The 13,518-nt window shown below is 73.7% G+C and carries 10 protein-coding genes; 8 read left to right on the top strand and 2 right to left on the bottom strand.

The window, feature by feature from the left end:
* The first annotated feature begins 224 nt into the window (after positions 1–224).
* The 4 genes from ABD284_RS08745 to ABD284_RS08760 all read left to right on the top strand — a co-directional run bounded on the left by ABD284_RS08745 (position 225) and on the right by ABD284_RS08760 (position 3,690).
* On the top strand, positions 225–1,202 hold the full coding sequence (locus ABD284_RS08745; protein WP_344142103.1) for an aldo/keto reductase: 978 nt from the start codon (positions 225–227) through the stop codon (positions 1,200–1,202).
* Between the two features lie 290 nt (positions 1,203–1,492).
* A complete protein-coding gene (locus ABD284_RS08750) occupies positions 1,493–2,305 on the top strand; it encodes an ArsR/SmtB family transcription factor (RefSeq protein ID WP_344142104.1) in 813 nt (270 codons plus the stop codon).
* 86 nt (positions 2,306–2,391) lie between these two features.
* On the top strand, positions 2,392–3,111 hold the full coding sequence (locus tag ABD284_RS08755) for a helix-turn-helix domain-containing protein (protein ID WP_344142106.1): 720 nt from the start codon (positions 2,392–2,394) through the stop codon (positions 3,109–3,111).
* 45 nt (positions 3,112–3,156) lie between these two features.
* Positions 3,157–3,690, top strand: a complete 534-nt coding sequence (locus ABD284_RS08760; protein WP_344142107.1) for a dihydrofolate reductase family protein — start codon at positions 3,157–3,159, stop codon at positions 3,688–3,690.
* A gap of 84 nt (positions 3,691–3,774) precedes the next feature.
* On the opposite strand, the gene ABD284_RS08765 is transcribed toward ABD284_RS08760, so the two are convergent.
* The gene (locus ABD284_RS08765; RefSeq protein WP_344142109.1) at positions 3,775–5,010 is read right to left on the bottom strand and encodes an ROK family protein; all 1,236 of its coding nucleotides are present in this window, start codon (positions 5,008–5,010) and stop codon (positions 3,775–3,777) included.
* Positions 5,011–5,712: 702 nt separating this feature from the next.
* Here ABD284_RS08765 and ABD284_RS08770 point away from each other — a divergent pair.
* Complete coding sequence (locus ABD284_RS08770) at positions 5,713–6,549, top strand: poly(ethylene terephthalate) hydrolase family protein (RefSeq protein WP_344142110.1); 837 nt, start codon at positions 5,713–5,715, stop codon at positions 6,547–6,549.
* 300 nt (positions 6,550–6,849) lie between these two features.
* A complete protein-coding gene (locus tag ABD284_RS08775; RefSeq protein ID WP_344142111.1) occupies positions 6,850–8,433 on the top strand; it encodes a PQQ-dependent sugar dehydrogenase in 1,584 nt (527 codons plus the stop codon).
* Here the strand turns inward: ABD284_RS08775 and ABD284_RS25760 are convergent.
* Complete coding sequence (locus ABD284_RS25760) at positions 8,430–9,803, bottom strand: alpha-galactosidase (protein WP_425573284.1); 1,374 nt, start codon at positions 9,801–9,803, stop codon at positions 8,430–8,432. The genes ABD284_RS08775 and ABD284_RS25760 overlap by 4 nt on opposite strands.
* Before the next feature lie 207 nt (positions 9,804–10,010).
* Between ABD284_RS25760 and ABD284_RS08780 the strand changes: the two genes are divergently transcribed.
* Together ABD284_RS08780 and ABD284_RS08785 are read left to right on the top strand one after the other, a co-directional pair.
* Complete coding sequence (locus ABD284_RS08780) at positions 10,011–12,524, top strand: glycoside hydrolase family 2 protein (protein WP_344142112.1); 2,514 nt, start codon at positions 10,011–10,013, stop codon at positions 12,522–12,524.
* Complete coding sequence (locus ABD284_RS08785; protein ID WP_344142113.1) at positions 12,521–13,411, top strand: LacI family DNA-binding transcriptional regulator; 891 nt, start codon at positions 12,521–12,523, stop codon at positions 13,409–13,411. The genes ABD284_RS08780 and ABD284_RS08785 overlap by 4 nt, the downstream gene beginning before the upstream one ends.
* Positions 13,412–13,518 lie beyond the last annotated feature (107 nt).

Below are 13,518 nucleotides of genomic sequence, written 5' to 3' on the forward strand. Positions count from 1 at the left end.
CCTCCAGTCGCGAAGGCGGATTCAGCCCCCGCCGCACCCGCCGCGGAGTCCGCGGCGACACTCTACGCCCGGCTGCCCGAACGCACCCCCGACCGGGCCGCGGCGCGCGACCCCGGCCCCTGCCGCGGCGCATTGGTCTGTACCGCGGTGGCCCCGGCCGTGCCCGCGTCGGGGAGGGTGCGGGGCGTTGGGAGCGGTTCGGGGGCCCGTTAGGGTCGGTGGCCATGGACGAACGCAAGCTCGGCAAGACCGGTAGGGGCGTCAGCGCAGTCGGCTTCGGCGCCTGGCAGATCGGGGCGGCGTGGGGTGACGTCAGTGAGGAGGACGCGCTCTCGGCGCTGCGGACCTCCGTGGAGTCGGGGGTCAGCTTCATCGACACCGCCGACGTCTACGGCGACGGCCGCAGTGAGCGGCTCGTGGGGCAGATCCTCAAGGAGTACCCGCACCTGACCGTGGCGACCAAGATGGGACGGCGCGCGCCCCAGGAGGCCGGGAACTACAACCCGGAGAACCTCCGGTCGTGGAACGACGACTCCCGCTCCAACCTGGGCGTGGACACGATCGACCTGGTGCAGCTGCACTGCCCGCCCGATGCGGTCTACGCGTCCGATGCGGTCTTCGACGACCTGGACGCGATGGTCTCCGAGGGCCGCATCCGCTCCTACGGGGTCAGCGTGGAGACCTGCGCGCAGGCGCTCGCGGCGATCGAGCGGCCCGGAGTGGCGAGTGTGCAGATCATCTTGAACGCCTTCCGGCACAAGCCGCTGGAGGAGGTGCTGCCCGCCGCGCGCGAGGCCGGGGTCGGCGTCATCGCGCGGGTGCCGCTGGCCAGCGGACTGCTGTCGGGCCGGTACACGGCGCAGACGTCCTTCGGTGACGACGACCACCGCAACTTCAACCGCGCCGGCGACGCGTTCGACGTGGGCGAGACGTTCTCCGGCGTCGACTTCGCGACCGGGCTGGCGGCGGTGGAGCGCATCCGCGAGGCCGTACCCGACGGCATGACGATGGCGCAGTTCGCGCTGCGCTGGATCCTGGACCAGCCGGGCGTGAGCACGGTGATCCCCGGCGCGCGGAACGCCGAGCAGGCGCGCGGCAACGCCGCCGCGGCCTTCCTTGCGCCGCTTCCGCCGGAGGTGCACAGCACCGTCCGCGAGGTCTACGACGAGCTGATCCGCCCCCAGGTGCACCACCGCTGGTGACGGCCGCGGGGAGGAGGCCGCGCCGCGGGTCGCGCGGCCTCCTCCCCGCGGCCTCCTCGCGGCGGCCGCGGCCCGGCGCCCGGCGGCGCCGGGCCCTCGTGTCCGGGGCCGCTGCGGCGGCGGTGCAGGGCACCGCCGCCGCACTGCGGCGCACCATAGCCCCTGCTCATCCCCGCGCGCTCCCCGCTGAACCGGCACTGTGCCCCACCCGCACATCCATTGACATGCAACCTCTAGGTTGCCTAAACTGATAAGCAACCAAGCGGTTGCATTTAGGATCGTTGGACGGAATGGACGAGGTCTTCAAGGCACTGGCCGACCCCAGCAGGCGCCGGCTGCTCGACGCGCTGAACACGCGCAACGGGCAGAGCCTGCGCGAGCTGTGCTCCGAGCTGGACATGACGCGCCAGGCCGTCGCCAAGCACCTGGCGGTGCTGGAGGCGGCCGGGCTGGTGGCCACGGCCCGGCGCGGCCGGGAGAAGCTGCACTTCCTCAACGCCGCGCCCATCAACGACATCGCCGACCGCTGGATCCACCGCTACGACCGCGCGAGGGCGCGCGCCCTCGCCGACCTGAAACAGGCTTTGGAGGGGAGTCCCATGAGTGGCGACGACACCGGCGGCGCGACGAGCTTCGTCTACGTGACCTACATCAGCACCACGCCCGAGCGGCTCTGGCAGGCGCTGACCGATCCCGCGTTCATCAGCCGCTACTTCGAAGGCGGCGGCCCCGGCTCCGACTGGAAGCCCGGCTCGCCGGTGCTGTGGAAGATGACCGCCGACGACGAGTGGCACGACTGGGACCAGCGGGTCCTCGAAGCCGACCCTCCGCGCCGGCTCTCCTACAGCTGGCACACCTACCAGCCCGAGATGGCCGAGCACACCGGCTGGAGCCTGGAGGAGATCGAGCGGCGGCGGAGCGAACGGCGCTCGAAGGTCACCTTCGACGTCGAGCCCGCCGGCGCGGCGGTGAAGCTGACCGTCACACACGACGACTTCGAGCCCGGCAGCGCGATGCTGCAGAGCGTGAGCCAGGGCTGGCCGGCGATCCTGTCCAACCTGAAGACGCTGCTGGAGTCCGGTGAGACGCTGCAGATGGAGTAGATGCGCGGTGGGCTGAACCCGCTTCCGCGGCGGTGGCCGCACGCGCCAGACTGGGCCCGGGTGGCCAGGGGGACCGGGGAGGCGGAATGGCGCTGGAGACCGAGGACCGGGAGTCGGACTCGCCCTACATCGCACGCGTGTGGCGGGGCCGCAGTTGCGGTGTCGAGCGGATGACGTCGGTGGCCACGGCGAACTGGGAACTCGTCTTCTGGACGGAGCAGGGCGTCGTCCGGGCCGCGGTCCGCGGCCCGGAGACTGCGGCGAGCGCGGCCGCGGTGCCCGACGGCTCCGAGTCGTTCGGGATCACGTTCTCGCACGGCACCCGCATGCCGCACCTGCCGGTGCCGCGGCTCGTCAACACGCAGCTGGAGTCCCCGCACGCGACGCCGCGCTCCTTCGTGCTCCGCGGCGAGGAGTGGCCCCTGCCCGGCTTCTCCACCGCGGAGCAGTTCGCGGCCCGCCTGGTCCGCGCGGGGGTGCTGGTGCGCGACCCGCTCGTGGCGGAGGCGCTCGGGGGCGCGCCCCCGAGCGCCGGCACGCGCTCGGTGCAGCGGCGCGTCGCCGCGTCCACCGGCCTGGCCCAGGGTGCCATCCAGCGCATCGAACGCGCCCGCCAGGCGGCGGTCCTGCTCGCCGAGGGCGCCGCGCCCCTCGACGTGACGCACCGGCTCGGCTACTACGACCAGCCGCACCTGGCCCGCTCGCTCACGCGCTACATCGGCCGCACGGCGACGCAGCTGCGGCGCGAGGACGCCGGCGAACCGCTGTCGCTGCTGTACAAGACGGACGCCTGCGGCCGCTCCTAGCCTGACCTCGGAGGACACCCGCGTCCGCAGAGAGGGCAGGAGACCATGGGCAGGATCATCTCGAACTTCTTCATCTCGCTCGACGGCGTCGTCGAGGCGCCGGACAAGTGGCACTTCCCGTACTTCGACGACGACATGGGCGCCGTCGTCAGCGACGGCATGGCCGCGAACACCGCGTTCCTCATGGGGCGCACGCTCTACGACGAATGGGCCGCCTACTGGCCCGAAAGCACCGACGAGCCGTTCGCGAGCCACTTCAACGAGGCCACGAAGTACGTACTCTCGTCGTCGCTGACGGACCCCGCCTGGCAGAACACCACGGTGCTGCGGGACGTCGAGGCGGTACGGCGAATCAAGGACGCCACCGACGGCGACATCGGCATGTCGGGCAGCGCGACCACCGTGCGCCGGCTGCTGGCCGGCGGCCTGCTGGACGAGCTGCGCCTGCTCGTGCATCCCATCGTCGTCGGCCGCGGTCAGCGCCTGTTCGAGGACACGGCGACGCACAAGCTCGCGCTGACCCGGAGCAGGACCCTGTCGTCCGGGGTACTCGACCTCGCCTACACGCCGGCCTCCTGATGCACCGCGGTGGCGGCCGGGCGGTGCGGCACGCGCCGCACCGGGAGCCGACCGGGCCGGGAGCGCGCCCCGGTTACGGCGCGCTCAGCCGCCGGCCGGGCGGGCGGCGGCCTGCTCCGGTTCGGCGAGGTCGCCGGGGATGCGGGTGCCGGCCTGGAGCGGGACCAGCTCCGACTGCAGCACCATGGTGGCCGCGCCGATGGCCGGTGCGGTGGCGGCCGACGTGGAGATCCGCACCGCGACCGGGTGGGTGGCGCGGGCGAAGAACGAGCGGTCCAGCTCCTCCTGGACGACCGGCAGGTACATCGATCCGGCCACGGCCAGGCTCTGCCCGGTGAGCACGACGCGGTCCAGGTCGAGCACGTTGGCCAGGGTGCGGGTGGCCACCGCCAGGTAGCGCGCGGAGCGGTCGACGATGGCGCGGGCGCCGGGCTCGCCGCGGCGCGCCGCGCGTGCCACGGCGGCGAAGTCGGCGGCCACCGAGGAGTGGCGGCGCGCGCCCTCGTCGTCGAGCCCCGCCGCACGCGCGACCTCGGCGTCCGCGCGGGCACGGGCGACCACCGCGGCCGGTCCCGCCATCACCTCCGTGCACCCGCGCGCGCCGCACCAGCACTCGGGGCCGTCGGGGTCCAGGCAGATGTGCCCGATCTCGCCGGCGTTGCCGCTGGAGCCGTGGTACGGGATGCCGTTGATGAGGATGCCCGAGCCGATGCCGGTGCAGACGTAGACGGCGGCGAAGGTCGAGGCGCCGCTGACCGCTCCGGACCAGTACTCCCCCAGCGCGGCGGCGGTGGCGTCGTTGCCGAGCACGACCGGCAGCCCGATCGCCCGCCGCACCTCCTCGTCGAGCGGGAAGTCCTCCCAGTGGCGCATGATCGGCGGGGCCAGCCGCATGCCGGCGGCGGGGGTGAGCGGCCCGGGCGAGACCAGGCCCACGCCCAGCACGAGCCGTTCGTCGACCCCCACGCCTTCGATGAGCGTCGACACCTCGGCGGCCATGCGCTCCACGACGGCGGGCGGGTCGTCGGTTCCCGCGCCCGCCCGGGTCATCCGGGCCACGACCGAGCCGCCGAGGTCGGTGAGCACGTAGGCGATGCCGGAGTGGTCCAGGTGCACGCCCACGGCGTAGCGCGAGGACTGGTTGAGCTGGAGCAGCACGCGCGGCTTGCCGCCGGTGGACTCCGCGCGGCCGGTCTCGACGACGAGACCGTCCTCGATGAGCTTGCGGACGACGGTGGAGATCGTCGCGCCGGTGAAGCCGGTGGCCCGGATGAGGCCGACGCGGCTGATGGTGCCGGCGGCGCGGATCACGTCGAGCACGGCCGCCCGGCTGCTCGCGTGGGGTATTGCCCGAGCCGGCGCGCCCACCTGGAACCTCCGCTTCACTTCCCCCGTCGCCACCCGGCGCACCTGCGGCGATGCGCGCGGGCGCCTCCGGCACGCGGGCAGTCTACCGCCGCGGCCGTACCGGGCTGCGGGCGCGACCGGGCGCGACCCGCCCCTGTTCGACGGAGAGCGCCGGTCGCCGTGACCGCTCCCCACGGTCGCGCACGGCCTCTCCCCGTTCGGCTGCGCGTCGTCGGCCACGTCGGCTTCACCGACCCCCGGGCCGGACCGTGGGCGCGGGGGAGTACCGCGCCCGTGCAGACGGTGTCCCAGGACCGGCCACCACCCACCGCGGCGGGGCGGGGCCCCGCCCCGCCGACAGGACCGCCCCGCCGCCGCGCCGGGGCGCGGCGGCGGCCGCGGCCGCGGGACGGGACGCGCGCATCCTTTGCGCTTTCCGAGCCGTTCTCCGCTGTTTTCCCGCGCCATTTTTGGTTAACCCGTCACCGAACCCGCATCGGTGGAATCACCCGTGTTCCCGGTCCGGCGTTGACTCCGTTTTCCCGATGCCGAATATTCGGTTTGCAGCGCGCTGTGCAGAATCCGACGCGAAGCGCTCCCGCGGAGGGGACGCAGGTCGCCAAACCGGAGAACGTACCGGACCATCCCCCAGCACGGATTTCGAGGAGCAGCGGAATGAGATCACGAAACCCCGCCCACCGGTTTTCCGCCGCGGTCGTCGCTCTAATCACGGCCGCCGCCCTTCTCGCGGGCTCGGCCGGCTCCGCCTCGGCCGCCGGGACCGGCCCCTACGACGCCGAATACACGACCACGCTCCGGCTGTACGGCCACACGGTCTACCGCCCGGCAGACCTGCCCGCGAACGAGCGGCTGCCGATCGTCGTCTGGGGCAACGGCGGATGCCTGGCCGACGGCACGATGTTCGAGAAGTTCCTGCTGGAGATCGCCTCGCACGGCTTCCTGGTGATCGCGAACGGCCGCCCCGGCGGGTCCGGCAGCACTGACGCCGACATGCTCACCGAGGCGATCGACTGGGCGGTAGAGGAGAACGGCCGACTGTTCAGCCCCTACCGGGGACGCCTCGACACCGGTTCGATCGCCGTGATGGGCCAGTCCTGCGGCGGTATCGAGGCCTACGAGGCCTCCGGCGACGAGCGCGTGGACACCACGGTGCTGTGGAACAGCGGCATGCTCAGCGACCTGGACAACTGGCGCCTGCGCCGACTCCACGCGCCCATCGCCTACTTCACCGGCGGCCCGGACGACATCGCCCATGAGAACGCCCTGGACGACTGGGACCGGATCCCCTCGGGCCTCCCGGCGTTCCTGGGCAGCCTGGACGTGGGCCACACCGGCACGTTCGGCGAGCCGGACGGCGGCGAGTACGGCCGGGTCGGCGCCCTGTGGCTGAAGTGGCGGCTCAAGGGCGACCTGCAGGCCGGACAGGCGTTCACCGGGTCCGACTGCGGCCTGTGCTCCACCGAGTGGGACATCAGGCGCCGGAACCTGTAGACCCGGCCGCCGCACGGCTTCCTCGGGGCCGGCATGCGCTCGGCCCCGGCCCCGCCGCGGCCGGCGGAGTCGGGGCCGCGCCACTCGCCTGCCCTTTCCGCGCGGAATTTCTCCGGCGGGTTTATCCGAATCGACCAGGCACGATCCGTGGGAGCCCTCCCACGAAACCTCGTACATCCCTGGCGGCCGGGAGCTTTACCGGTTTACCCTCAAGGCCGCACACACCACTCCGAGCGAGGTGGCACACACTGGGGGATTCGCGTGCCGAGTGGGTCGATTCCGTATTCCCAGGAGCCGAAAATGTCGAACCACCGACGGGCGCGGCGGCTGGCCGCGACCGCTGGCGCACTCGTTCTCGCGGCGCTGGGCCCGGCCGGACCGGCCGCGTCCGACGAGTCCGCCTCCGCCGCCGACCAGAAGCCGTCCGCCACCGCGGATGCCCGACTACCGCTGAACCGCTTGCAGGTGACCAGCACCCGCACCGACTCCGACCGCCTCGACCGGCCGACCGACATCGAGTCACCGGGCGACGGCAGCGGGCGGATGTTCATCACGGAGAAGGAGGCGGGCGCGGTCCGCGTCTACCACCCCGACAGCGGGCTCGCCGCCGAGCCGCTGCTCGACATCGGCGACCGCATCACCAGCGAGGGCAACGAGCAGGGACTGCTGGGGATCGCGCTTGCGCCCGACTTCGAGCACGATCCCGCGCTCTACGCCGCCTACACCAGCGCCGACGAGGGCGAACTCACCCTCTCTCGCTTCCCGATGCAGAGCCCCGACCAGGCGAGCGTCCCCGCCGACGGCGAAGAAGTCCTGCTGACCGAGCCGCACAGCGAGTACACCAACCACAACGGCGGCGAGGTGGAGTTCGGCCCGGACGGCTACCTGTACTGGAGCCTGGGCGACGGCGGCAACGCCGGCGACAGCCTGGACAACGGGCAGAACCTCGGCACGCTGCTGGGCAGCATCGTCCGGCTGGACGTGAGCGACTCCTGCGGCGACCTCGCCTACTGCGTCCCCGAGGACAACCCGTTCGTGTCCGATCCCGGTGCCCGCCCGGAGATCTGGGCCTACGGGCTGCGCAACGCCTGGCGGTTCTCCTTCGACCCGGCCGACGGCTCGCTGTGGATCGCCGACGTCGGCCAGGGCAGCTGGGAGGAGGTCAACCACCTGCCCGCGGGCGAGGGCGGCACCAACTTCGGCTGGCCCTGCCGCGAGGGCTCAGAGGAGTTCGACGCCGAGCGGTGCGAGACCGGAGCCGACTACACCGACCCGGTCTTCGCCTACGACCACCTGGACGGCAACTGCTCGGTGACCGGCGGCGTGGTCTACCGCGGCGACGAGTACGCCGACCTGGCCGGCGGCACCTACGTCATGACCGACTACTGCAGCGCCAACACCTGGGGGATCCGGCGCACCGGTGACGGCGGCTACACCACCGAGCACATCGGTGAGCTGCCGATCCAGGTCACCGCGTTCGGAGCCGACGCGTCGGGAGAGCTGTACGCGGTCACCGACCTGCCCGGCGGCCTGCACCGCGTCGGCTTCGAGGCGCTGCCCCCGCCCGTGCGCTGCACCGTCGACTACACGGTGGACAGCGAGTGGGGCGACGGGTTCAGCGCGTCGGTGGTCGTGACCAACACCGGCGACGAGCCGATCGAGGACTGGACCGCCCGATGGGACTACACCGGTGGGCAGCAGGTCACCACCGCCTGGCAGGCCGACGTCAGCCAGGAGGGCACGACCGTCTCGGCGAGCGGCCTGGACTACAACCGGGTGATCCCGGCGGGCGGATCCCGGCGCTTCGGCCTCCAGGGCACCATCACCGCCACCAACCCGGCTCCCGAGGAGTTCCGGGTGAACGGCTCGGTCTGCGAAGGCTAGACCGGCGCGGCTGAGCGGCGCCGCCCCGTCCCGCCCGCCCCTCGGGGCCCGCGCGGCGGGGCGGCGCCGCTGACCGGGTGCGGGACCCGCGGTTGTGGTCTCCCACTCCAGGTAGGCGACGGGGTGCTCGGTGAGCGGCGCGTCCAGCCGCTGGAGGGTGGGGCCCCGGGCCTCCGGTCGGCCGAGGCCGAGCACCGCTGCGAGCGAGCGCGGCCGCGCAGGCGGGCGCCGGGGCGGGGTGCCATGATCCCGTCGGGGTGGGCGCGGGCGAGCTCGGAGTCCTCGTCGACCATCTCCGGCTTCACCGAGATGCCGAGCTCCATGCCCGGTCCCGGCACACGGGCGGCGAGGGGATTGAGGCCGCCGGGCCTCGGCGAGACGTACCGGTCGCCCGGCCCTCGGGCGTCGGCGCGGGGGCCGCCGAACCAGTCGTCGTGGAGGACGAACCGCTTCACCCCGACCGAGGGGGCGGCGTCGGCCGGCTCGCGTAGCCGGTCCAGGTGTTGACCACGGGTCGCGGCGATGCGGGGTGGTTGCCGCGGCCGCGCAGGTGGCGGTGGGCGCGGTCCCGCGTCGCTGTGTGAGGCGTACTGCCAGGATGGGGTGGAGGCGGCGCCGGGCTCCAGGGCGCCTTGGCGCGAGCATCGGCTCGCCGAAGCCTTGCGGCGAGATCCCGGCGTGGAAGGTGCGTTCGGCGGAGCTGCGGTTGTCGCCCGACCGGGTGCTCGCCCGAAACCTCGCCCGAGGCGCGCGCCGAACCCGGCGGAGCCGGCTGCGAGGAGGTAGGCGGAGTCGTAGCCGGTGCGGCCCTCGCGCACCCAAACGCCCCGGGTGAAGGGGGTGCGCTGCGGTGTGCGCTCGCGCATGCGGCGGCCGGTGGAGTCGAGCAGTTCGGCGGCTTCGGGCGGCACCGGCAGCACCGGGTTGACCGCGTCGACGGTGCAGGGGGTGTCGGGCGCGGTCGGCGAGGGCGGCGCGCCGGCGCAGCACAACCGGCCGGGCACACCTCGATCTCCCTGCCCAGCCCGAGGCCGGCGGTGTCGTCCGCGGCTCGCGCCGTGATCCGGTCGCCGACCGGCCGGTCGGGGTCGGTCTCCCGCTCTGCGCGCTCGACGCGGAACGCGGCGGAGAAGTAGGCGCCCGCGCGGTCGGCAACGACACCGGGGGTGCCCGGCCGGCCGGCGCTGCTCGGGCAGCACCGACGCCGCCGCGGGGCCGTCGGGAGAGAAGCCGATAGGCTGGGGCCGCGTGGGCGGGCGCCGGTCCTCCCGGTCGGCTCCGGTCAGCGGGCCGAGGTCGGCCCCGGTGCGGGGCGCACGGCAGGCCGCCGTCGGCGCTGGTCGACGGCGAGGTCGCCACCGCAACCGCATGCGCAGGGCACGGGGGAGCCAACGGGCGGTGCGTCGCTGTGCCACCACGACTCGGTCCGGGCCGTCGGCAGACCAACGTGATTGACTTACTTAATTTGGTGACGTAAGAATCTGTCCGCAGACGTCCCGGCCGTCGCACCCCGCATCCCCCGCCGACTTGCCCCCACCACCCCGCCGCGCGGCGGGCGCACCCTGGAGTGATCGCAGATGATGCGTCAGACCCTGCACGAGGACTGGCTGCTGTCCACGACACGAGGCCCGGTGCCCGAGGAGATCGCCGGGCGCAGCGTCCCGGCGCAGGTGCCGGGAAGCGCTCACACGGACCTGCTCGCCGCAGGACTCATCGGCGATCCCTACCTGGACACCGCCGAGACCGACCTCGCCTGGGCCCACCGCACGTCGTGGCGCTACACGTGCACCTTCGAGGCCGACGCGCCGCGGCCCGGCGAGCGCGTGGACCTGGCCTTCGACGGGCTGGACACGATCGCCGAGGTACGCCTCAACGGCCGGCTGCTCGGCGGCACCGCCAACATGCACCGCGCTTACCGCTTCGACGTCCGCGAGGCGCTGCGCGGCGGAGCCAACGAGCTCACCGTCGACTTCTCCCCCGCCCTGGAGTACGCCGAACGGGAGCGTGAGCGGCTGGGCCACCGCCCGCACACCAACGCCCACCCCTACAACATGGTCCGCAAGATGGCCTGCTCCTTCGGCTGGGACTGGGGCCCCGACCTGCAGACCGCCGGCATCTGGAAGCCGGTCCGGCTGGAGCGCTGGCGCGGCGCCCGCATCACCGGGGTACGCCCGCTGGTCACCGTGGACGGGCGGGGCACCGGCCGCGTCGAGGCGCACGTGGGCGTCGAGCACGCCGGGCCCGGGGGCAGCGGAGGCGGCCTCGTGCTTGCGGTCCGCGTCGCCGGACGCGAGACCCGCGTCGCCGTCCCGGCGGGCGCGGACGAGGCGGTCGCGGTCGTCGAGGTGCCCGAGGCCCGGCTGTGGTGGCCGGTCGGCTACGGCGACCAGCCGCTCTACGACCTCGACGTCACGCTGTCCGAGCAGGCTGCGGGCGGGCGGGAGGCCGCGGGCGGGTCGGAGGCCGAGGCGGACACCGTGCACCGGCGCATCGGGTTCCGCACGGTCGACGTCGACACCTCGCCCGACGAGATCGGCGCCCGCTTCACAGTCACGGTGAACGGCCGCCCCATCGCCGTCAAGGGCGCCAACTGGATCCCCGACGACCACTTCCTCACCCGCATCACCCGCGAGAGGCTGGCCCGCCGCGTCGACCAGGCGCTGGGCGCGCACATGAACATGCTGCGCGTGTGGGGCGGCGGCATCTACGAGACCGACGACTTCTACGACGTGTGCGACGAGCGCGGCGTGCTGGTGTGGCAGGACTTCGCGCTGGCCTGCGCGTCCTACCCCGAGGAGGAGCCGCTGGCCGCCGAGTTCGAGGCCGAGGCGCGCGAGAACGTCGCCCGGCTCAGCTCGCACCCGTCGCTGGCGGTGTGGAACGGCGGCAACGAGAACCTGTGGGGGTTCGCCGACTGGGGCTGGCCCGAGGCGCTGGCCGGTCGCACCTGGGGCGAGCACTACTACTACGAGCTGTTCCCGCGCGTGGTCGCCGAGCTGGACCCCACTCGCCCCTACGTGGACGGCAGCCCGTGCAGCCCCGGACACCGCCCCGGTGAGCTGCACCCCAACGACCCCGAGCACGGCTGCCGCCACGAGTGGCAGGTGTGGAACCAGGTCGACTACACCCATTACCGCGACACCGTCCCGCGGTTCTGCGCGGAGTTCGGGTTCCAGGGCCCGCCCACGTGGACGACCCTGACCGACTGGATCCACGACTCCCCGCTCACCCCCACCTCGCCGGCGTTCCTGCTGCACCAGAAGGCCGGAGACGGCAACGGCAAGCTGCACCGGGGGATGGAGGGGCACCTGCCCGTTCCCGACGACTTCGCCGACTGGCACTGGGCCACACAGCTCAACCAGGCGCGGGCGGTGGCCTTCGGCGTCGAGCACTTCCGCTCCTGGTGGCCGCGCACCTCCGGCACCCTGGTCTGGCAGCTCAACGACTGCTGGCCGGTGACCTCGTGGGCCGCGGTCGACGGCGACGAGCGCCCCAAGCCGCTCTACTACTCGCTGCGCCGCGCCTACGCGCCGCGCCTGCTCACCTTCCAGCCGCGCGATGGCGGGCTCGCGCTGATCGCGGTCAACGACACCGGCGAGGCCTGGTCCGGCCACGTGCGCCTCCAGCGCCAGAACTTCGCGGGCGAGGTGCTGGACACGACTAAGATCGAGCTGTCCGTGCAGGCCCGGTCGGCCGCCCGCCTCGACCCGGCCGAGTCGCTGACCACGCCGGCCGACCCGGGCAAGGAGCTACTCGTGGCCGCCACCGACGACGCCCGCACCGTCCACACCTTCCGCGAGGACCCGGAGCTGGCCTACGACCCCGAGCCGCTCAGCGCCGTGGCGACCGCCGTGCCCGAGGGCTATCGGGTGGACGTCCGTGCGCGGTCGTTCGCCCGCGACGTCGCCGTGCTGGCCGACCGGGCGGCGCCCGACGCCGAGGTCGACGACATGCTGGTGCCGATGCTGGCCGGCGAGACCCGGTCGTTCACGGTGCGCACCGGCGCCCGCATCGACCCGGGGGAGCTGACCGCCCCGCTCGTGCTGCGCTGCGCCAACGGCCTTTCCGTACACGCGGCCGGTCCTGCATGACCGCGCCGCAGCACCCCGTCGCCGCGGCGGGCGCGATCGGGCTGGTGCTGGCCCGGCCGGCGCGCCTGCTCGGTGTCGAGCCGTTCTTCATGGAGTTCATCGGGGGGATCGAGGAGCGCCTCGCCCAACGCGACATGTCGGTGCTGCTGCACATCGTCGGCGACCACCGCGCCGAGCTGGAGGCCTACCGGCGCTGGGCCGAGCGGGGCCTGGTCGACGCCGTGGCCGTGGTGAACCTGACCGTCGACGACGAGCGCCCGCGGGTACTCGCCGAACTCGGTTTGCCCGCGGTCCTCGTCGGCGCCTGGGAGGGCGCCCCGGCCGCACCGTCGGTGCGCACCGACAACACCGCGCCGGTGCACGAGGCACTGCGGCACCTGCTGGACCTGGGCCACCGCCGGGTGGCCCGGGTCAGCGGGCCCGCCTCCCTGCTGCACACGCACAAGCGCACCGCCGCGCTGGAGGAGGGCTGCCGCGAGGCCGGCATCGAGCCGCCGGTCGTCCTCGAAGGCGACTACTCCAGCGAGGCCGGTGCGGACCTGACGGCGGCGCTGCTGCGGCGCACGCCGGCGCCCACGGCCGTCCTCTACGACAACGACGTCATGGCGGTGGCGGGGCTGCAGGCCGCCAAGGAACTCGGCGTGGCCGTCCCCGAACGGGTGAGCCTGATCGCCTGGGACGACTCCACCCAGTGCCGGCTGTCCTCGCCGCCGCTGACGACGATGAGCGTGGACGTGCACCAGCACGGGATGACGGTCGCCGAATCGGTGCTGGAGGCCGCCGACGGCCTTCCCGTGGCCGAGCGGTGCTCTCCGGCCGCCCGCATCACCCCGCGCGGCAGCACGGCCCGGCCGGGCGTGCACGCGGCCGTGCAGGGCAGCGGCTGAACGCGGCACCGCGCCCCGCACGGCGGGCCGGTGCCCGGAATCCGGCGACCTCGGCTACACGATCGGCGGCGCTCGGGGTACCTTCGGTCGGGCCGGTGGGCACGGAC

The organism is Streptomonospora arabica (assembly GCF_039531585.1).
GTDB lineage: Bacteria > Actinomycetota > Actinomycetes > Streptosporangiales > Streptosporangiaceae > Streptomonospora > Streptomonospora halophila.